Consider the following 20367-nt stretch of genomic DNA (forward strand, 5'->3'; position numbering starts at 1 on the left):
CAGCAAACCGCTCACGTAAGCGCCGCGCTGCGCAACTCCTGCCTGACACTTTCCACCAGTTGCCGTGCAAGGGCTTCCGGGCCGCCATTGAAACTGACACACCCGGTTTCCCGTGCCGCATCCGGCTGACTGCTGACCGCGCAGCTTTCCGCGGTTTGCGCCCACACCGGGGCGCCTCGGGCAGCCAGCTGCGGCACGCCGACGCTGCCGTCCACACCCATGCCGGAAAACAGAATGGCGCCCGCTCGGGCACCAAACGTGAGGCTGATATTCTGCATCGTCTGGTCAATGGAGGGTGAATATGGCCCCTCCCAGGGTTTGCCCAGCGAGCATACGCGCCCTGTGCCGGTGAAGGTTACCGCATAATCCACCGGCGCGATCAGTACCGTACCATGGCGCAGCGCGCTGCCATCATGGCCGACCTGGCACTGAAAGCTGTTGTCGCGGCATAGCACCTTGGCCAGCGTATCCAGAAAAGCCCCGTCAATATGCTGGGCGAGAAAAAACGCGACCGGCAGCTCAGGCGGCAGGCAATCCAGAAACAGCTTCACAGCCGCCGGGCCACCGAGCGAAGCACCGAGCACCCATACCCGCTCGGGGGCATCACCACGGGGCACCGCCTGAAATTCCGCCGGTGCCTGGATCGGCCGTGCCGGCTTGGCGCGCGCAGGCAAGGCCGCCAGCTCTTCGCGGATCATCGGCTGGCCCACCACTTCCAGCAGCTTGCCCAGCAGGCGCCGCTCCCAGCGGGGATATTCTGGCGCAATGCGTGCCGGCGCCTGAGAATCACAGAACAGGATCGGTGTGGTGGCCTGCTCCAGCAGCATGTCCAGAAATACCTGCCAGCGATCTTCCTGCGCCAGATCTACCAGCCAGGCATCCGGCTTCTGCTCCAGCCAGCCTGCCTCCAGATTGTCCGGTGCCGTCGCCAGCACAACCTCATAGCCCTGGCCGCGCACGGCAGATGCCAGCAAGTGACATTGCAGGCTGGTATCGGCAATCACACCGATGCGTGGATTACGCGGCGTCATGTGTCTGCCGTATCACGGGCCTGCGCCAACAACTCGGCAATGGTCGCGAGCAGTTCGTTTTCCTGGAACGGCTTGCCCATATAAGCATTGACACCGATATCGAAGGCGCGGTCGCGATGCTTTTCTCCTGTTCGCGAGGTAATCATGATAATGGGCACATCTTCCAGCCGGTTGTCGTGCCGCACATGCATCGCCACCTCGAAACCATCCATGCGCGGCATCTCGATATCCAGCAGCATCAGATCAGGCCGTTGCTCTTCCAGCATGGCAATGGCATCCATGCCATCCTTTGCCGTAATCACCTCGTAGCCATTACGCTCCAGCAGCCGCGTGGTCACCTTGCGCACGGTTACCGAATCGTCCGTTACCATCACCACCGGCACCCGTGCCGCACGTTCACGCTCCGCTTCCTCACGCTGCTTGTGTTGCTCCAGCTGTGCCGCTCGGCGCACTTCCACCGCCTGGTGCTGGCGCTGCATGTGCGCGGCACGGATCAGCGAATGAATGTCGAGAATGATAACCACCGACCCGTCACCGAGGATGGTGGCACCACTGATGCCCGCCACGGTTGCCAGCTGTGGCCCGACAGATTTCACCACGACTTCCCGCGAACCCACCAGCGCATCCACCAGCACCGCCACGGTGTGCTCGGACGAGCGAATCAACAGCACTGGCATCGGCATCACCTGGTTATCCAGATTCGGCTTGAGCACACCGTGCACAAAGTTGCCGAGATATTCGAAATCATATTGCTGCCCGGCGTAGGTAAACGGCATGGTGCTCGTTTCAAAGTACGCCTCAAGCTCATAGGGGCTGATCCGCACGATCCCTTCAATCTGGTTCAGCGGTATGGCATAGCTGTCCTCGCCCACGCGCACCATCAGGGCGCGGTTCATGGCCAGCGTGAAGGGCAGCCGGATCACAAAGCGCGTGCCCTGCCCCGACTGTGACTCGATGGTTACCGAGCCGCCCATCTGCTTGATCTCGGACGCCACGACATCCATCCCCACGCCACGGCCGGAAACCTGTGTCACTTTTGCCGCAGTAGAAAAGCCGGCGTTGAAAATAAACTGCTGGATTTCCTGATCCGACAGATCAGTGCCTGCATCAATCAGGCCGCGCTCGATCGCCTTGGTTCTTACCGCGTTGGTGTCGATGCCTTTGCCATCATCGGAGAGCACCAGCACCACTTCGCCACCTTCACGACCAAGCTCAAGTGTGATACGGCCGGAGGGCTGCTTGCCGGTGCCGGTGCGGATATCGGGCATTTCAATCCCGTGATCCACGGCGTTACGCAGCATGTGCTCAAGCGGTGCCACCACCCGCTCCAGCAAGGTGCGATCCAACTCCCCTTCGGGGTTGATCACGTCAAACTCGACGCGCTTGCCCAGCTCACCGGAAACCTGCCGCACCACACGCCGCAAGCGCGGCACCAGACGTGCAAACGGCACCATCCGGGTGCGCATCAGTTTTTCCTGAAGCTCGGTATTGATGCGCGCCTGTTGCAGTAACAGCGTTTCCGTATCCTTGGTACGATCCAGCAGTGTGGATTTCAGATCGAGCAAGTCGGAAGCGGACTCCGAGAGCTGCTTGGTAATCTGATGCAGCTCGGAATATTGATCCATCTCCAGGGGATCAAAGTCTTCGTTGTACTGCCCGGTTTCCACGCCTTGCTTATAGTTGGAGAGAATCTGTGCTTCGGTTTCCGCATCCAGCCGGCGCAGCTGTTCATAAAGTCGCTCGACGGTGTGGCCCATCTCCTCCACGTGGGCAGAAAACTCCGACAGCCCCTGCTCCACCCGGCCACGGTTGATACTGGTTTCACCGGCCAGATTGACCAGCGCTTCGAGCAGCTCGGAGGCCACACGCACCATTTCCTGCGGCTGCTGTTGCCGCCGCTGCCGCTCCTCTCTGCGCACTCGCGCATCTGCTTGCGGCGCCGGCTCCACGGCCAGCGCACCGCCGCTCACAGCCGGCGCTGCTTCCGTGTTGTCAGCCCCGGCTGGCAAATTGGTGCGGATCGGCGGGCGCGGCACGGCGGCGCGGATGGCATCCAGCAGCGTGCTGATACGTTCCTGCCACGTTTGCAGCGCCTGGAAAATGCCGGCATCCGGCTGTTGATTACGGCGCACGTTATCAAGCAGATATTGCTCGAAATCATGGCTGGTATCGCCGAGCGCCTTCAGGCCGGCCAGTCGCGCACCGCCCTTGAGAGTGTGCAGGGCACGCTTGATCTCGTCAGCATGAGTGAGGCTGCCGGGCGTCTCCCGCCAGGCACCGATATGTTCATCGATCAGCTCGCAAAGCTCGGCGGATTCATCAATGAAAATCTGAAGAATTTCGATATCGGCATCGGCGGCGATCAGATCTTCTGTCGCCACTTGCGCGCCATCAAGCTGTACAGGTGCCGGCGCCTGGGGCGCGCTGGGCACACGCAGGGCGGTGCCCGGCTCTGCCGGCAAGCTGAAGCCGGCTGGGTCAGCGATGTAGTGCGCAATCGCTGCCAGCAACTCGCTGGCCGGCATAACGGCTTCGTTGCGGCGAACGGCTTCAAGCATGAAGGCCAGGCGATCATGGCAACGATGCAGCAACTCGAACAGCACCGGCTCGGCTTTCAGGCTGCCCTGCGCCAGCCCTTCGTACAGGTTTTCCAACTCGTGACCAAGATCACCCAGCTCCACCAGCTCGGCCATGCGTGCACCACCCTTGAGGGTATGCAAATCGCGCTGCAAGGATTGCACTTCGATGAGGTTATCCGGCGCCTTCATCCAGGCGTCCAGGCGAGCGGCTACCGACTCCAGAATCTCGTCGGCTTCCTCAAGAAAGATATCCACCAGCTCCTGGTCGCGCTCAGGCGCGCTATGTGCGGGGCTGGCGAGCGAGTCGTCAGCAAAAGCCGCGCTGGGGAAAGCGTCATGCGCCGGGGTGTCGGCGGGCGGCGTCGGCTCATTCGTTACCGCTGGCCGCTCTTGCGCCTCAGGTGCTTGTGTTCCGGTTTCCACTGCGTGCCCAGCCTGGTCAGTGGCAAGCTGGCCCGTGGCAAGAAAGTGCTGCACCGCCGCAACCAGATCCGGTGCCGGCAGCACAGGCTGCTGCTCGCCCAGCGCATCCAGCATATCTGCCAGGCGGTCGTGGCATTGGTGCAACAAGGTGAATAGCGGCGCACTGCCGGCCAGGCGGCCCTGCACCACACCTTCGTACAGATATTCCAGCTCATGGGCGAGATCGACAACGGCTCTCACGCCGGCCATGCCCGCGCCGCCCTTGAGCGTGTGCAGCTCGCGCTGCAACACGGCCACCGCGGTCACATCGCCGCCCTGCTCCCAGGCATCCAGGCTGTCGCTCACGGAAGCGAGAATATCGACGGCCTCTTCCAGAAACAGCGCGATCAGTTCCGGGTCGGCATCGCTTTCATAAGCATTCGCCAGAGTTTCGCTGGCGCTATCCATGCCTGTGCTATCCAAGCCTGCGCTGGCTACGCTGTCTGTGCTGTCTGCGCGTGCCGGCGCGGGGCTGTCGTCAAGCAGATCGCGCAGTGCCTGCACCAGTTCCGGCGTCGGCCGTATGGTTTGCCCGGCAGCCAGAAAATCCATCATGGTCATCAGCGCTTCGTGAGCCTGCTCGGCAAGCTCGACAAAATGATCGTCGCAGCGCAGCCGGTAATCGATAATCGCCGAATAGCCATCCGCTAGCGCGGCGGCCAGCACGCTGATTTCCATCAGCCCGGCGGTAGCGGCGCTGCCGCCGAGCAGCGCCAGCTCATCGCGCAGCGGCACCAGCTCGGCCGTATCCTGTTCGCTGCGTAGCCACTGTTCCAGTAGCTGATCCGCATCGACGATCAGATCCATACCTTCGGAAAGAAATACCGACAGAATGTGCTGATCGCTGCGTTCGTCCGCATGGCTCAACGTATCATGGGCCATGGCAATGCGCGCCAGCAGCGCTTCGCTACCCGGCAGCGGCGGCATGTCGGGATGCGGCTGCGACAGCCCGGCGCTGATGACGGCCAGCACGTCTTCCAGCAAGGCGGTGATGTCGCGATTGGCCAGCGCGTTGCCGTTGATCATGTCCTTGATGAATTTTTCCGCCGGCTCCGCCACTTGTGCCACAGCTTCGATTTCCGCCATACGCGCACTGCCCTTCAGGGTGTGCAAGGCGCGATGCACGCTGTCGTGCATCGGGTGTTCGGAAAAGTCGTTGTCCAGGCTGTGCAGCCAGTCGCGAATCAGGGCTAGGTTCGCTGCCGCCTCATTGCGGAAAATATCCAGCAGCACCGGGTCCACCTCATCGGCAGGCAGCGCCGGTACGCTCGGGCTGTCTGCTTCCGCTAGCAGCTGCGATGCCGGCTCGTCTGCTGCCGGTTTGTCCAGCGATGCCGAGTCTGCTCGGTGCTCGTCCGGTATTGACTCGCTCGCGACCGGCTCAGCCGGGAACGTCGACGCCGGTTCTTCCTCTGTAGGCAGCGCGGCGCCGGCTTCGCCGGGCAGCGACAAGGTCAGTTCTTCGACATCGCCCTCCTCCGGCCATTGCGGGGGCGCCTGAAAGACGATCTCTTCCACATCCTGCAACATCATGGAGGCGTCGGACTGCGCTTCGTCGATCAGCCACGCCGCCGTCTCGTCACCTTCGGTAGCCTCGGGTGCCGGCGTCTCGGCCGGGGCCGGGTCATGCTGCAAGGCCGGCTCCGCCACCACTGTGCCGATGTCGCCGGGGCTCGGGATCGCAGCCAGCTCGCCGCCAGCAGCCAGCGTCTCGGCTGCTTCGCGCAGCGGGGTAACATCGCAGGGATCAGGCTGGCCGTTGGCAAAGGCATTCACCAGCTCTGGCACCAGGCCATGCACGGCGCGCACCAGGTCGATGAGCATGGGCGTGGCGGTGACGCTGTTATCAATCACCCTGTTCATCATGTTTTCGATAGCCCAGGCCAGCTCGCCAATGGTGTGCGCGCCCACCATCCGGCCGGAGCCTTTCAGGGTGTGGAAGGCGCGCCGGAATTCCACCAGCGCTTCCTCATCATTCTGGTCCGCGGCCCAGCGCGGGAAATAAAGATTCAGTGCATCCAGCACTTCGCCTGCCTCTTCCACGAAGATGTCGATGATCTCCTGGTCGATCAGGTCATCGTCGTGCGGTGCCGGTGCTGCCGCCGCCACGGGTGCCAGCTCGCTGTCGTCCGCGCTTATCTCGAAATGGTCGCCGCCGCTCAGGGCTTCCAGTGCTTCGATGGTGTCGGCGTGGGCCGGCGCTGTGTCCGATAAAGCTGCATCAACGGGCGTGAGTTCTGTTTCAGTTGGCGCCGGCTCTTCGCTGGCAACAGCGCTTTCAATCTCTTCAGTCTGGGGGGCAACGTCAGTACTCTGCTGGATCGCGGCGTGCTCTTCCACCGCCACCGCAAGGCCGAACTCGTCATCCGCAAGGGGATACCCAAGCGCTGCCACCGAATCTCGCGCCAGCAATAGAATATCGTCGCTGGTATCCGGATCGTCCGTCAGCCGTTCCAGATAGTATTCGACACTGGTAATGGCATCAGCCAGGGTATCCATGCTGCGCCAGTCGGGTTGCGCAGCCTCGGCACCGATCAGTTGTTCGCTCACATAGGCGACACATTGCCGCAGCACCAGCGCTGGCCGATCCAGCTGGATCAGCTGCAACCCGCCCCGCACCGCATCGAGCCGCGACGGCACCGCCGCCAGATGGCTCTGATCCCACTGGGAAGCAATGAATTCGACGATACCGTCTTTGGCTTCTTCAAGCCCGGCACGGCATTCTCGCACCACAGCCTCACGGGCTTTGCCCACATGATCCGGCACTTGATGAAGCTGCCCGGTGCGAGCACGTCGGTCGTCCGACACGCCCGCCAGCGTGGCCTCTACGTACAATAGCGCGCCGGCCACTTCCATCAGCGCCTCTGCCGATACTGCGGTATTGCCGGCCGCCATTTCCAACAGCGCCGCCTGCTGTTGTTCGATCAGTTTGCGCGGCTGCCCCAGGCCCAGCACGGCGATGGTATCGGCAACCTGTTTCAGCGTCTGGCTCTGCGCCTGTAATGCTTCGGGCTCTGCGCTTTCCAGCTGGGCAAACTGCTCAAGCGCCGCCTTCACTTTGCTCAACTCTTCAGAGAGCGCTTGCACCACCGAACCCATGGCAGCCTGATCCGGCCCACCCATGCGCGCTCGCTCTTCATTCACCAACTCGTCCGATGGCAATGCTTCATCCAGCCGGAAACGCTCGCGCAAACGACGAATGCCGGGGCTATCGGCGTTACTTCGGGCAACGTAATACAGCAGATTCTTGAGCAGATCGGTGGCCGGGGGCGTGGCCAGCAACGCCGCGCCGCTGGCGGCAAGATCCCGCAATACACGATCAAGCTGGCCCAACACCTGTTTGACCGACACACCGACTTCGATATCCCCGGCCGCTATCCCGTCGACCAGGGCGCCAGCAGCCTGCCATAGCCCGGCATGGGGCGCTTCACCACTGGCCTGGTCAAGACGCGCAAAAATCTTGCCCATATAACCCAGGCTTTCGGCAAGTTTTTGCCCGCGCAGTACACCCAGCAGCGCCACCTGATAAGTCTGGCGGATTTTCTTCATCAACGCCGGAAATGCAGGATCAGCCATGGCAGGCGCTGGTGCGCCTCCGCTGGCAGCGCCTGCCAGATCAGGTTTGAACAGGGAGGTTTCCGAGAGCAGATTATCGCCACGCGCCGCACGCAAATCGTTGAGCAGCGGCAACAGCACCAACGGCAGATCACGGCGGCTTGACTGAATGCGTTCCAGATAGGGGGGCAACTGCAAAATTGCCCGCATCAGCGTTTCCTGCGCATCCTGCATACGAGCGGCACCAACACGGTCGTCCAGTAACGCCTCGGCCAGCTTTTCCATTTCCTCGGCGAGCAGCGCCGCGCCGTAAAACTCCACCATTTGCAGGGTGCCGTAGACCTGGTGCAGATAGGTCTGGCAAAAACGCATGCGCGCAGAATCCTCGGGGTTTTCCACGAAGGCTTCCAGCGCCTGCTGCGCCTGATTCAGGGTTTCCTGGATTTCACCTTTGACCCAGTCCAGAGCCAGATAATCGTGCCGGTCCGCCATGAAAGCTCCTGCGGTAGTCATGCCTGCGGCCGGGCGCCTCGCGCTGCCCGACACTGCCGGCGCTGTTTGTTCTACTTGTGCCGCCGGAACGCCAGAGCATCAGAAAAATGCACACGCTCCAGCTCCGGGTGATGCCAGTCCGTGATTTCACCCGCCCCCAAAACAAGCACCCCTCCTGGCGCCAGCCGCTCCGCCAGGCGTGTGACAATTTGCCGCTTTCGCCAGCGCCGGAAATAAATCAGCATGTTCTGGCAATAAATAATATCCATGTCGCGGATCGGTGCCTGATGCAGATCCAGCACGTTCAAGCGCGCAAAACAGATGCGGTCGCGCAGCGCCGGCACTACCTGATATTCGCGCTCGTTCAGCTGTTCAAAATAGCGGGCGCGCAATTGCGGATCTATCCGCTCCACCTTGCGTGCGCTATAGATGCCCTTACGCGCCTTGGCAAGCGTCGGCAGGCTGATATCGGTGGCCGTGATGCTGAAATAATCTGAAGAATTTTGCGCCTGGAACTGCTCACTGATCAGCATCGCCAGGGAATAGGGTTCTTCGCCGGTCGAGCACCCCACGCTCCACACATCCAGCGATGCCTTCGGCGGGTTGTCGGCAATAAAGCGCTGCACCACTTCTTCAACCAATGCAAAAGAGCCGGGATGCCGGAAGAAACTGGTTTCCTGCACGGTCAGCCGATCCACCAGCACCGACCACTCCATCGCCTTCCCCTGCGTGGAGCCCGCTACCAGCTGCTCGTAATAATGTTCGTAATCATCCAGGCCCAGCTCGCGCATGCGCACTGACAGGCTGCTTTCAAGGAAAGTCTTGCGCTCCGGGCTGAGTGTCATGCCGGTACGCTCTTCCAGCAGCGCCTGCCAGAGTTCGAAATGCTCTGAGCTCATGCTCGGCGTTGTGCGTATCGACCAACCGTCTGTCACTGCATAGCTCGGTGTCATGGCCCCGTCTCCAGCACTGCACTGACGGCCCGCTCTGGCAGGCCGTCAACCAGCTCAACTGTGTTCGGGCAGGCGGAAACCCGCCACTGAATTACGCATCGCCTGCGCCATTTCGGCCAGGTTACCAATCGACCGTGCGGTGGCGGTGGTGCCCGCCGACGTCTGCGAGGTAATTTCCTGGATCACGTTCATGGTATTGGAGATGTGGCCAGCGGACGCCGCCTGCTGGCGCGCCGCGTTGGAAATGTTCTGGATCAGATCCGCAAGGTTTTTCGATACGGACTCGATCTCTTCCAGTGCCACACCAGCGTCCTGCGCCAGGCGTGCCCCTTTGACCACTTCGGCAGTGGTGTGCTCCATCGAGATGACCGCTTCGTTGGTGTCGGTCTGAATGGTTTTTACCAGTGTTTCAATCTGCTTGGTTGCAGCGGCGGATCGTTCTGCAAGGCGCTGTACTTCGTCGGCAACCACCGCAAAACCCCGGCCGGCCTCGCCCGCCATGGACGCCTGAATGGCCGCGTTAAGTGCCAGAATATTGGTCTGATCGGCAATATCATTAATCAGCGAAACGATATCGCCAATCTCCTGGGAAGATTCCCCCAGCCGCTTGATCCGCTTCGACGTTTCCTGAATCTGCTCACGAATGGTATCCATGCCATGGATGGTGGCCTGCACCACCTCGGCGCCCTTGTTGGCGATGGCTACCGCACGCTCCGCTACCGCTGCGGATTCGGCTGCGTTGGCTGATACCTGGTCAATGGAGACGGCCATTTCGTTCACCGCCGCCGAGGCACCGGCAATTTCCTGCGCCTGGTGCTCGGACGCTTCCGCCAGATGCATCGCGGTAGACTGCGTTTCCTGCGCCGCGGACGCCACCTGCACCGCTGTCTGGTTAATAGTCTGTACCAGCGAGCGCAGCTGGTCGATGGAGTAGTTGATGGAGTCGGCAATGGCGCCGGTAAAGTCTTCCGTTACGGTAGCCTGCACCGTCAGGTCACCATCAGCGAGATCGCCCAACTCATCGAGCAGACGCAGAATAGCCGCCTGGTTACGCTGGTTTTCTGCCTCCAGCTCACCACGTTGAACGCGGCCGTCACGAGCGCGCAAGAACAGCAGGCTGCCCGCCATCAGCAAGGCAGCAAGTGAAAAGCCCAGCCCGAGTGGCACCGACGGAAACAGCCCGGCGGTGGAACGCTCGAACGCATCGTTCAGGGCGGTGGCTTCGGCCAGCAGATCCTGGGTGCGCAGGAAAATATTGTCGGCAGCGGCGCGCACCTGGAACAGCTCCGGTGCAGTCTCCAGAATCTCGTCCACGGACTGGTTGACAAATTCATCGAACAGATCGGAAATCTCGGCTAAATAGTCGAGCGCATCCGGGTCGGTGATGCGCTGAATGCCTTGGGCAGCATCGCCTTCGATCATGCCATTCAGCACGCGGCCGAACATCGCCGCATCACGGCCGAACGCATCCGCGGCCACTACCGAGCCATCGCCACCATCCAGCACGCGGGCGATGGAACGCACGATCCGCTCCGCCAGCCAGGACTGCCGCTGGGCGTGCGCTACCTGATCCGCACCGACGCCGCGAGCAATGAGAATCTCGACCACGCTCTCGTACTCTGCCTGCAACGCCGGGATGGTCTGCGCCAGAGTATCGGCCACTTCGTGGAGATCGAGCACAGTGTCTTCACCGTTAAGAATCTGGGAAGCGTTGCGGCTCACATCACGCCAGGTGCGATCCAGCCGCTCGCGCAGGGCGCCATCTGCGCTCTCCACATCCTTGACCTGATCCCAGGCTTGCTGAAATTCGTTTCGGGCCGCCGCCAGCAACGAGAACGCCTCCGCGTTACCCGCTGCGGCCTCCAGCGCACTTTTTGCGATCTGCTGGGACACCACCCGCATTTCGGAAGCGGTGGTGACGTTCTCCTTCGACTGGCCGGCCTGTACCGCCAGCAGAACGAAGGTGAAGATCGCTGCCACCACTGCGGCGGCCGCCCCCAGCGACAGCAGCAGCCCCGGTGTGCTGCCGGCGCCACCACGCAATCTGGCGAACAGTTCTCCCGAATTGAACTTCATATTGTTGGCTCCCGGCCTGGCTTTTCGCTCATTGTGTTTGTTGCCCGAAGGTGCCCTGGCGGCCCCCACCAATCGTGCTATTGCCTGCCTCACCGCGCTGCCAGACCCCACCAGCAACACAAGCGCCCGGCCACACGGCCAGGCTCGGCACTACACGTATTCTGTTTCCCCTTGATGCCCCGTGCCGCCTAGCCGGTGCTCGCCACCTGCAAGAAGCGCGGGTCATCCGCCAGCCGGTACAGGCTCAGTACCGCCCAGCATTCATCATCTCGTTGGTATGCGCCCCGTGCATAGGGCCGTACCGCGTCATCCAGCTCCGGGGCTTCATCAAGATAACCATCCACCGGAAAGTGCTGCATCCCCAGCACTTCGTCTACTGTCAGGCCGGTATAGAGATCGCCTTCGTCGATCACCAGGAGCCGCCGCCGGCGCTCCTGCATGGTCGGCGACTTGTTCAGAAAACCCGTCAGATCCATCACCGTCATCAGCCGGCCACGCACGTTGGCCACGCCTTTCATCCAGCTGAGCACGCCGGGCACCCGCGTATAAGCGGGCACCTTGAGAATCTCGGAGACTTCATCCAGGGGCGCGACATAGCGCACGCCATCCAGCGTAAAGCCGATGCCGCTCCAGTACTGAACCAGATCTTCCTGCAGTGGCAGCTCGGCTGCCTTGTCGCGGCAGCGCGCATAGTATTCCGCCAGCTTGATGTAGGCTGCCGAAGCGGCGCTCATCTTCGCTCCCCCCGTCTCGTCGCTCACCCTGCGGCGAGCAGCCGATTGACGGTGCTGATCAACACTGATTCGTCCACCGGCTTGGTCAGATAATCCCTGGCGCCCTGGCGCTTGCCCCAGACGCGATCGGTTTCCTGATCCTTGGTGGTGACGATGACAATCGGGATATCCGCCGTATCGGCACCCTTGGTCAGCTGCCGCGTGGCCTGAAAGCCGTTCAGGCCCGGCATCACCACATCCATCAGCACCAGATCGGGCCGCTCGGCACGCGCCACCGCGACCCCATCAGCGCCGTTTGCGGCCTCAAGCACCTCATGCCCGTGCTTTTCCAGAATCTCCCGGAACTTGTATGTCTCGGTGGGAGAGTCATCCACGATCAGAATGCGTGCCATAATGTCCTCTTGCTGCGCTACCGGCTGCCTTGCGTGCCGGCTAGTTAGCCATATATTCGCGGATCGCGCCAAGCAGCTCTTCTTTGGAAAACGGCTTGGTCAGGTACTCGTCCGACCCCACGATGCGCCCCTTGGCCTTGTCGAACAGGCCATCCTTGCTGGAGAGCATGATAACCGGGGTATCCTTGAACGCGCTGTTGTTCTTGATCAAGGCGCAGGTCTGATAGCCATCCAGACGCGGCATCATGATATCGACAAAGATGATATTGGGTTTGGTGTCAGCGATCTTGGCCAGTGCGTCAAAGCCGTCGGTTGCCGTGATCACTGTGCAACCAGCCTTCTGCAACAGCGTTTCCGCGGTGCGACGGATCGTTTTCGAATCGTCGATCACCATTACCTTGAGATCCTGAAAATTATCAGTCATGGAAACTGCCTTTAGCCGTAAACCGAGATGGAGGGCTTGAACAAGTTATTGTATTTTTTTGCCTTTTATTTTGCAGACAGGCGGAGCTACCCACTTCTCCTTGCCTTGCGGAGGGTTTTAACACAGTTTCAACATTCAATCCATAAGGCCCCGCCAGCATTGAGAAAATGCTCTCATGGCGGAGCGGCCCCGGCATTGCTACCATGTGCCGGCCAGCCTGAGGGGAGCACCGCATGTCTATCACTCTCGGGGTCGTCATGGATCCCATCTCGCACATCAAACCGTGGAAAGACAGCACCTTTTCCATGCTGCTGGAGGCGCAACGGCGGAACTGGTCGGTGCTATATATGGAGCCGGGCGATCTGTACGTGCGTGACGGGCGCACCTGGGGTGTCGCCCAGCCGCTGTCCGTGGTCGACCAGCTGGAAAACTGGTTCACCCTGGGCGAGGCCCGCAACCTCGATCTTGCCGATCTGGACATCGTGCTGATGCGCCAGGACCCCCCGTTCAACAATGAATACCTCTACGCCACTTACTTGCTGGAAAAAGCCGAGCGCGAAGGGGTGATGGTGGTCAACCGCCCCGGCGCCGTGCGCGACTGCAATGAAAAGCTGTTCGCCACCGAGTTTCCGCAATGCTGCGCGCCGACCTTGGTCACCAGTCGCGCCGATCTGTTGCGGCAATTCGTACAGGAATATGGTGACACCGTCATGAAGCCGCTGGATGGCATGGGCGGCAGCAATATTTTCCGGGTGCAGCGCGACAGCCCGAACATCTCCGTGGTCATCGAGGTGCTGACCCACGAGGGCAAGACCCCCATCATGGTGCAGCGCTATATTCCCGAGATCACCCGTGGCGACAAGCGCATCCTGATGATCAACGGCGAGCCCGTGCCCTATGCGCTGGCGCGTATTCCCCGCGAGGGCGAGCTGCGCGGCAATCTGGCTGCCGGCGGCACCGGCGAAGGCCGCGAGCTGACCGACCGCGACCGCTGGATCTGTGATCAGGTCGGCCCGACGCTGCGCCGCAAGGGGCTTTATTTCGTCGGCCTGGATGTGATCGGCGACTACCTCACCGAAATCAACGTCACCAGCCCCACCTGCATCCGCGAGCTGGACAACATCTTCAATATCAATATCGCCGGGCAGCTGTTCGATACCTTGCTGGAGCTGAGAACCACCCGCTGAGCCAACGCCACACTGCCGCGCAGGGCGCACGCGAGACCCTGAAAATGCGACGCCGGGAATGGACAAGCCCGCCGCCCGGCGGCAGACTCGCGGGCAAAACAATCCTGCCGCCGCTCAGGCTGGCGCATCAGGCTGTGACGGAACGACCCATTTCATGAGCCAGACCCAGAGCCCCGCTACCGCGGCTGATCGCTTGAGCTTTACGCTTTTTCTGGCGGTCGCCGTGCATGCCACGGTCATCTTTGGCCTGGGCTTTGCGGCCAGGCCACCGGCGCAGCCCGCCCCCACACTGGAAGTCACCATCGCCAGCCACCGCGCCGAGCGGCCAGTGGACGATGCGGATTTTCTTGCCCAGGCCGATCAGGAAGGCTCCGGCGATCTGGCCGATCGCGCCGAGCTGACCACAACCGAGCTGGCGGATTTTGCCGACAGCAAGATCGAGCACGTGCAGCTCCAGGCGCCCAGCGTTACCGAGCAACGCCCTTACCAGCCCCAACGGCTGGTACTGACCACGCAGGGCGAATCCGAGCAAAAGGCCAACACCCGCAAGCCACAGGATGAAACCCCTTCACAGCCGCTGCCGGTGGCCGCCACGGATTCGCTTGCCGCGCTGAGCCAGGAAATTGCCAGCCTGCAAGCCCGGCTTGATACCCAGCGTCAGGCCTATGCGCGCCGGCCCCGCGTTCATCGGCTCACGTCCGTCTCAGCGCGGGCACATTACGAAGCCGCCTATATCGACGCGTTCCGGCGCGAGGTGGAAGCGCTGGGCACGCGGCATTTCCCGCGCCGCGCCCTCACCGAGCAGAAATTCGGCAACGTGCGCCTGATGGTGGCGCTGCGCGCCGACGGCAGCCTGCACGACATCGAAGTGCTGCAATCCTCCGGCCACAGCTTTCTCGATCAGGCAGCCATGCAAAGTGTACGCCTTGCGGCACCGTTCGCGCCTTTCACCGCAGAAATGCGCGAAAAAGCCGACATTCTGGAAATCATCCGCACCTGGCGCTTTGATCCGCAGCAGATCGTCTCCAGCCACTGAGGCGGCTTGCACCCCTGGCGGCCGCACCCGATACTGCCTGCATGGACTCTACAAGCCTCGCCCGCCAGTTACTGATCGCCATGCCGCAGCTCGATGACCCCGGCTTCGGGCAGACCATCACCTATATGGTCGAGCACGACGCGGAAGGCGCCATGGGCCTGACGCTGAACCGGCCCCGGCCAGACATCACCCTCGCCCGCGTGTTCGAAAGCATGGATATCACCCCACGCGTTACCGTGGACGAAACCCGGCACCCGGTTGCCGCCGGCGGACCGGTCGATCCCGCCACCGGCTTTATCCTGCACCCGCCCTGCGAACAGATGTGGCAATCCACCGTGGTGTTGCAGCCCGGCCTGTGGCTGACCACTTCCCGTGATGTGCTGGAAGCCATCGCCTGCGGCACCGGCCCGTCGCAATCGCTGATCGCGCTGGGTTATGCCGGCTGGGAAGCGGGCCAACTGGAGCAGGAGCTGGCCGACAACGCCTGGCTCACGGCACCGGCAGAGCCGGAAATGGTGTTCGAGGTGCCCTTTGCCGAGCGCTGGCATGCCGCCGCCCGCCAGCTGGGCGTGGACTTGCATCTGCTCTCCACCCAGGCCGGGCACGGCTGATGGCATTGGTCTTTTGTGGTTCGCGTTGTTCGCTTTGCCCACTTTGTCCGCTTTCTCCGCTTTGCCCGCTCGGGAGCCAGCCATGACCACAACAGTGCTGGCGTTTGATTTCGGCACCCGCAAGATCGGCGCCGCCAGCGGCCAGTCGCTCACCGGCAGCGGCACGCCGCTGCCTGCCCTGCCGTGCCGCGACGGCATTCCGGACTGGCAGCAAGTGGCCGCGCTACTGGCCGAATGGCAGCCGACACTGCTGCTGGTGGGCCTGCCCCTGAACATGGACGGCACCGACAGCGAACTGGCCCAGCGGGCACGCCGCTTCGCCGGGCGCCTGCAAGGCCGCTTCGGCAAACCCGTGCAGCTGATCGACGAGCGCCTTTCCACTCGCGAAGCCCGCGAACGGCTGGGCGACGGCTACCGGGGCGGCAGCGATCCGCGCGTGGACAGCATGGCCGCCGTTTTACTTATAGAATCGTTCTTCCGTGACGGCGCACCCGCGCCATAGAACCTGACAGGGAGCGCCCAGGTGAGCGACTTCAGTACCGAGCACATCCAGCAACTGCTAGAACGCATGGCCACCGACCTGCACGCCCACCTGGCGCGGCGCGGCATCGACGACTATCTGCTGGTGGGCATCCACACCGGCGGCGCCTGGGTAGCCGAGGCACTGCAAGCACTGCTGCCGGGCGACACCCGCCTGGGCACCCTGGATATCAGCTTCTATCGCGACGACTTTTCCCGGCGCGGCCTGCACCCCAACGTGAAGCCAACCACTCTGCCGTTTGATATTGATGCCACGCACGTGGTGCTGGTGGATGACGTGCTGATGAGCGGCCGCACCGTGCGCGCCGCGCTCAACGAATTATTCGACTATGGCCGCCCGGCCAGCGTCACATTGGCGGTATTGTTCGACATCGGCCAGCGCGAGCTGCCCTTTGCCGCCGACATTTGTGGCGAACACTTGGCACTGGCACCACAACAACGGGTAGAATTGCGCGGGCCCGCGCCCCTGGCCGCGGATATCCTGACCCTGAAGGCCTGACATGAGCGATCCGTCACCGGATAACCTACAGCTCACCGGCACCGGCCGGCTGCGCAACTTCATTGGCATCGAGGGCTTGCCCCGCCACATTCTCGAAGAAATTCTCGATACGGCCGCCTCCTTCGTGGACGTGGGCGACCGCGCCATCAAGAAAGTGCCGCTGCTGCGCGGCAAAACCGTGTTCAACCTGTTCTTCGAGCCCAGCACCCGCACTCGCACCACCTTCGAGCTGGCGGCCAAACGCCTCTCCGCCGACGTGCTGAACATGGATATCGCCCGCTCTTCCACCAGCAAAGGCGAATCGCTGATGGACATGCTGCGCAATCTGGAAGCGATGTCTGCCGATATGTTCATCGTGCGCCACGGGGATTCCGGTGCCGCCGACTACATTGCCCGGCACGCGACACCCGATGTCGCCATCATCAACGCCGGCGATGGCCGCCACGCACACCCGACCCAGGCGATGCTCGACATGTACACCATCCGCCATTACAAGGGCGGGTTTGCCGGGCTCAAGGTCGCCATCATCGGCGATATCCTTCATTCCCGCGTGGCCCGCTCGCAGATCCGCGCCCTGACCCTGCTCGGCGCCGAAGAAGTGCGCGTGGTCGCCCCCAGAACCCTGCTGCCGGCCGATATCGAAAGCATGGGCGCGATCGTCTGCACACGCCTGGAAGACGGCCTGCGCGATGCCGACGTGGTGATCGCCCTGCGGCTGCAAAAAGAACGCATGGATTCCGCCCTGCTGCCCTCGGAAAGCGAGTTCTTCCGCCTTTACGGGCTCACCAGCGAGCGCCTGCTCGCCACGCACCCGGACGCCATCGTGATGCATCCCGGCCCCATCAATCGCGGTGTCGAAATCGCCTCCGAAGTGGCCGACGGCGAACGCTCGGTCATTTTGCACCAGGTGACCTTCGGCATCGCCGTGCGCATGGCCGTGATGTCCATGTGCATGAGCGGCCGCGAAACCGAACGAGACGACAGCCAGACCCAGGGACGCTCCAATGCAACCACACGCTGACCTGCTGATCCGCAAGGCCCGAGTGATCGACCCGGCCACCGGCCGTGATGAAATCGCCGACCTGCTGATCGAAGACGGCCGCCTCAGCCGCATCGGCGCCAGCCTGGACGCGCCCGGCGCAGAGTTGTTTGATGCCGAGGGCCTGTGGCTGATCCCCGGCCTCGTCGACACCTGCGTGCGCCTGCCGGAACCCGCTTCCGGCCGCACCGGCACTCTTGCCAGCGAAACCCGCGCCGCCGCTGCCGGCGGCATCACGCACATGGCGGCCCTGCCGGATACCGACCCGGTCGCCGACAACCCCGCCGTGGTACGGCTAATCCGCGAGCGCGCCATCAAGGCTGGCCTGGCACGGGTCATGCCCATCGCCGCCATGACCCAGGGCCTCGCCGGCAGCCAGCTTTCCGAAATGCAGACCCTGAAAGAAATGGGCTGCATTGCCGTCAGCAACGCCGGATATCCGGTGCAGGACACGCTGATCCTGAAACGCTGCCTGGAATACGCCGCCACCTTCAACCTGCTGGTGATCTTCCGCCCGCAGGATGCCGCGCTCAGTGCCGGTGGCTGCGCCCACGAAGGCCCGGTTTCCACACGTCTCGGCCTGCCAGGCATACCCGCCGTGGCCGAAACCATCGATATGGCGCGCATCCTGCTGCTGGTAGCCGAAACCGGTGTGCGCGCACACTTTCATCAGCTCAGCTGTGCCGACAGCGTGGCGCTGCTGCGCGACGCCCGCGCCCGCGGCCTGCCGGTAACCGCGGATACCAGTATTCACCACCTGCTGCTGGATCAGCACGCCGTTGCCGGCTTCAACAGCCTGTGCCACATCAACCCGCCGCTGCGCCGCAGCGAAGACCGCGACGCCCTGCTGGCAGCGGTGGCCGATGGCACCCTCGACGCCATCTGCTCCCAGCACACCCCGCTCGGCGCCTCGGCCAAGCTGGCACCATTCCCCGCCACCAGCGCCGGCATCTCCGGGCTGGATACCCTGCTCTCGCTGACACTGAAGCTGGTCGAAGACGGCCAACTGCCATTGATGCGCGCCCTGGATGCACTGACCCAGGCACCCGCACGCTGCCTCGGCGTGCCCGCCGGCAATCTCGAATACGGCCGCCTGGCGAGTTTATGTGTGGTGGATGGCGCGGCGCGGCGCGTGCCGGGCGAAGGCTGGCACTCCGCCGGCCGCAACTCCCCCTGGCTGGAAACAAGCCTGCCCGGTGCTGCACGGCTGACCGTGTGCGAAGGCAAAATCACCTGGCAGAGCGCCTGAGCGCTTTTTGCTCATATAGCGACTGACCGCCGGCCAGCTTACAAGGGGCTGGCGTGGTCGCTCTTTCCCGATAAAAGCCGCGCGCGCCCCTGCACCTCTTTTGGCTAGCATGGCACAAGCCATTAACCGGCGTTATCATCAGCTGATACCAACAGCATGGATGCTGATGATGAAACGACCCTGGGCTGTTAGCGCTGCTGGATCTCCGTGGGCAGCCCTTTGTCGAAGAAGGTGGCTACTGGTACAAGATCGAAGCCTGGCGCGTAGCACCCTCGCCAGAACGGCCCCATGGCATTCGCTACAACCTGACTTTTCACACGATAAGTGGAATAACCGGATCTTCGGGTTTGATAACGCCCATGCCGTGGCAGCAAAAACGGCTGGGCAGTTCAGCTGCCGACGCCGGGAGGATGACCACAGGCACCTGACACCGCAGGACAAAGGAACACTCTACGAATTTTCTACAGCACAGCAGTTGCTTGCTGATTTTTCGACGAAATGAATCGCTTCATGCGGGAGGTCGAACAATGAAAACACTCAAGATCGGCGTCATGCCTCGTGAGCAATTCCAGCGCAGAGCATTGCTGATTGCCTCCGGCGCCCTCAAACCGACGAAAGATGAACCTAAGGTATGGTTCAACTCGATAAAATCCCTGAGCCAGGTGCTCAGCGAGCAAAACATGCTGCTGTTGAAATTGATCCACGAACACCAGCCAAAAACTCTGATGGAGCTGGCCGAGCTGAGCGGGCGGCACCGCGGCAACCTCAGCCGCACATTAAAGACCATGGAGCGCTACGGCATCGTCGAGCTACAGCGGCAGCAGCACACGATTCGGCCTATCGCCAAAGCGAGTCAGTTCAATATTTATTACGATATCAGCTGTGTTTGAGCAGGAGCGCTCATAAAGTGGATTTTCCTGCCGATACCACGGCCTCACTGCACAACACACTGCATGCAGAATTAATTTCTACAAACTACTTTCCGCTAAACATGTAATACCTGAAAATAGGAACATTAACAGCTAAAAGGATTGCTATAAGAAGCAATAGAAGAGATTGCGTAGCCCTCGATTGAAAAGTATTGGCGCCCGGCCACGACGAGCGCCGCAATATAATTGTCTTCCTTCACATACAACATTTCTACTTCGTCTCCCTCTTTGTATAAATCCGCATACTTCTCGCAGGCCTCCTTGGAAATAATATTCCAGTACATATCTTCGTTGAGGTATAGCTTGAGCGTTCGAGTCTTTCCTATCGGCCCGACACACTCTGCTTTAGCCAACGCCCCATCTGCCTTTCCATACTCGCTACGCTTGATATGACCATACAACGTCAATACGAGAGAGAGCGCCAAGAGGTTGAACATCAGCGCAATCATAAACCGCTCTATCAAAGCTTTTTCCATAGGTTCAGGCTCTTTCTATCTCGCCTTTCCGGACGAGATCCTCTCTTCTGCCAAGGGCAGCGCCCCCATATCTTTCCGCACTTACCAGCTCCCTTCCGCAGCA

At 61.8% G+C, this 20367-nt stretch carries 16 protein-coding genes; 8 read left to right on the forward strand and 8 right to left on the reverse strand.

Annotated features, from left to right (window positions below; translation table 11 throughout):
* Positions 1–11: 11 nt before the first annotated feature.
* From MU846_RS03780 to pilG, 7 genes are all read right to left on the reverse strand, one after another.
* Positions 12–1031 (reverse strand): chemotaxis protein CheB, encoded by a 1020-nt coding sequence (locus MU846_RS03780; RefSeq protein WP_246948581.1) that lies wholly within the window; start codon positions 1029–1031, stop codon positions 12–14.
* Positions 1028–8119, reverse strand: a complete 7092-nt coding sequence (locus MU846_RS03785) for an Hpt domain-containing protein (protein ID WP_246948584.1) — start codon at positions 8117–8119, stop codon at positions 1028–1030. Before MU846_RS03785 ends, MU846_RS03780 begins: the two co-directional genes overlap by 4 nt.
* A gap of 71 nt (positions 8120–8190) precedes the next feature.
* Positions 8191–9072, reverse strand: coding sequence for a CheR family methyltransferase (locus MU846_RS03790; protein WP_246948586.1), 882 nt, complete (start codon positions 9070–9072; stop codon positions 8191–8193).
* Positions 9073–9126: 54 nt separating this feature from the next.
* Positions 9127–11148 carry a methyl-accepting chemotaxis protein gene (locus MU846_RS03795; protein WP_246948587.1) on the reverse strand — a complete coding sequence of 674 codons (2022 nt, stop codon included), beginning with the start codon at positions 11146–11148 and terminating at the stop codon, positions 9127–9129.
* A gap of 188 nt (positions 11149–11336) precedes the next feature.
* Positions 11337–11882, reverse strand: a complete 546-nt coding sequence (locus tag MU846_RS03800) for a chemotaxis protein CheW (RefSeq protein WP_246948588.1) — start codon at positions 11880–11882, stop codon at positions 11337–11339.
* 23 nt (positions 11883–11905) lie between these two features.
* On the reverse strand, positions 11906–12274 hold the full coding sequence (pilH, locus tag MU846_RS03805) for a twitching motility response regulator PilH (protein WP_246948590.1): 369 nt from the start codon (positions 12272–12274) through the stop codon (positions 11906–11908).
* A 40-nt stretch (positions 12275–12314) separates the two neighbouring features.
* Positions 12315–12698 (reverse strand): twitching motility response regulator PilG, encoded by a 384-nt coding sequence (pilG, locus tag MU846_RS03810; RefSeq protein WP_008734643.1) that lies wholly within the window; start codon positions 12696–12698, stop codon positions 12315–12317.
* A gap of 233 nt (positions 12699–12931) precedes the next feature.
* On the opposite strand from pilG, the gene gshB reads away from it, so the two are divergent.
* The 8 genes from gshB to MU846_RS03850 all read left to right on the forward strand — a co-directional run bounded on the left by gshB (position 12932) and on the right by MU846_RS03850 (position 19749).
* Entirely contained in the window at positions 12932–13885 is a 954-nt protein-coding gene (gshB, locus tag MU846_RS03815) for a glutathione synthase (RefSeq protein ID WP_246948594.1), read from the forward strand.
* A gap of 154 nt (positions 13886–14039) precedes the next feature.
* Positions 14040–14921 carry an energy transducer TonB gene (locus tag MU846_RS03820; RefSeq protein WP_246948596.1) on the forward strand — a complete coding sequence of 294 codons (882 nt, stop codon included), beginning with the start codon at positions 14040–14042 and terminating at the stop codon, positions 14919–14921.
* 41 nt (positions 14922–14962) lie between these two features.
* Positions 14963–15532, forward strand: coding sequence for a YqgE/AlgH family protein (locus tag MU846_RS03825; RefSeq protein ID WP_246948598.1), 570 nt, complete (start codon positions 14963–14965; stop codon positions 15530–15532).
* An 82-nt stretch (positions 15533–15614) separates the two neighbouring features.
* Entirely contained in the window at positions 15615–16034 is a 420-nt protein-coding gene (gene ruvX / locus MU846_RS03830) for a Holliday junction resolvase RuvX (protein WP_246948600.1), read from the forward strand.
* 21 nt (positions 16035–16055) lie between these two features.
* The gene (pyrR, locus tag MU846_RS03835; protein WP_246948602.1) at positions 16056–16571 is read left to right on the forward strand and encodes a bifunctional pyr operon transcriptional regulator/uracil phosphoribosyltransferase PyrR; all 516 of its coding nucleotides are present in this window, start codon (positions 16056–16058) and stop codon (positions 16569–16571) included.
* 1 nt (position 16572) lies between these two features.
* The gene (locus MU846_RS03840) at positions 16573–17592 is read left to right on the forward strand and encodes an aspartate carbamoyltransferase catalytic subunit (RefSeq protein ID WP_246948603.1); all 1020 of its coding nucleotides are present in this window, start codon (positions 16573–16575) and stop codon (positions 17590–17592) included.
* A complete protein-coding gene (locus MU846_RS03845; protein WP_246948605.1) occupies positions 17576–18859 on the forward strand; it encodes a dihydroorotase in 1284 nt (427 codons plus the stop codon). Before MU846_RS03840 ends, MU846_RS03845 begins: the two co-directional genes overlap by 17 nt.
* A 527-nt stretch (positions 18860–19386) precedes the next feature.
* Positions 19387–19749 (forward strand): HVO_A0114 family putative DNA-binding protein, encoded by a 363-nt coding sequence (locus tag MU846_RS03850; protein WP_246948607.1) that lies wholly within the window; start codon positions 19387–19389, stop codon positions 19747–19749.
* Between the two features lie 125 nt (positions 19750–19874).
* Here the strand turns inward: MU846_RS03850 and MU846_RS03855 are convergent, their stop codons facing one another.
* A complete protein-coding gene (locus MU846_RS03855; protein WP_246948609.1) occupies positions 19875–20264 on the reverse strand; it encodes a hypothetical protein in 390 nt (129 codons plus the stop codon).
* Between the last annotated feature and the right edge of the window lie 103 nt (positions 20265–20367).

Origin of the sequence: Alcanivorax quisquiliarum (genome assembly GCF_023051175.1) — a bacterium.
In the GTDB taxonomy this organism is placed as follows: Bacteria; Pseudomonadota; Gammaproteobacteria; order Pseudomonadales; family Alcanivoracaceae; genus Isoalcanivorax; species Isoalcanivorax quisquiliarum.

What these genes read in the sequence shown, in the direction of transcription:
- MU846_RS03780 (WP_246948581.1), bottom strand. Translation starts at nt 1,031, where the DNA reads ATGACGCCGCGTAATCCACGCATCGGTGTGATTGCCGATACCAGCCTG.
- MU846_RS03855 (WP_246948609.1), bottom strand. Translation starts at nt 20,264, where the DNA reads ATGGAAAAAGCTTTGATAGAGCGGTTTATGATTGCGCTGATGTTCAAC.
- MU846_RS03845 (WP_246948605.1), top strand. Translation starts at nt 17,576, where the DNA reads ATGCAACCACACGCTGACCTGCTGATCCGCAAGGCCCGAGTGATCGAC.
- pilH (WP_246948590.1), bottom strand. Translation starts at nt 12,274, where the DNA reads ATGGCACGCATTCTGATCGTGGATGACTCTCCCACCGAGACATACAAG.
- MU846_RS03825 (WP_246948598.1), top strand. Translation starts at nt 14,963, where the DNA reads ATGGACTCTACAAGCCTCGCCCGCCAGTTACTGATCGCCATGCCGCAG.
- MU846_RS03795 (WP_246948587.1), bottom strand. Translation starts at nt 11,148, where the DNA reads ATGAAGTTCAATTCGGGAGAACTGTTCGCCAGATTGCGTGGTGGCGCC.
- pilG (WP_008734643.1), bottom strand. Translation starts at nt 12,698, where the DNA reads ATGACTGATAATTTTCAGGATCTCAAGGTAATGGTGATCGACGATTCG.
- MU846_RS03820 (WP_246948596.1), top strand. Translation starts at nt 14,040, where the DNA reads ATGAGCCAGACCCAGAGCCCCGCTACCGCGGCTGATCGCTTGAGCTTT.
- MU846_RS03785 (WP_246948584.1), bottom strand. Translation starts at nt 8,119, where the DNA reads ATGGCGGACCGGCACGATTATCTGGCTCTGGACTGGGTCAAAGGTGAA.
- MU846_RS03800 (WP_246948588.1), bottom strand. Translation starts at nt 11,882, where the DNA reads ATGAGCGCCGCTTCGGCAGCCTACATCAAGCTGGCGGAATACTATGCG.
- gshB (WP_246948594.1), top strand. Translation starts at nt 12,932, where the DNA reads ATGTCTATCACTCTCGGGGTCGTCATGGATCCCATCTCGCACATCAAA.
- MU846_RS03790 (WP_246948586.1), bottom strand. Translation starts at nt 9,072, where the DNA reads ATGACACCGAGCTATGCAGTGACAGACGGTTGGTCGATACGCACAACG.
- MU846_RS03840 (WP_246948603.1), top strand. Translation starts at nt 16,573, where the DNA reads ATGAGCGATCCGTCACCGGATAACCTACAGCTCACCGGCACCGGCCGG.
- MU846_RS03850 (WP_246948607.1), top strand. Translation starts at nt 19,387, where the DNA reads ATGAAAACACTCAAGATCGGCGTCATGCCTCGTGAGCAATTCCAGCGC.
- ruvX (WP_246948600.1), top strand. Translation starts at nt 15,615, where the DNA reads ATGACCACAACAGTGCTGGCGTTTGATTTCGGCACCCGCAAGATCGGC.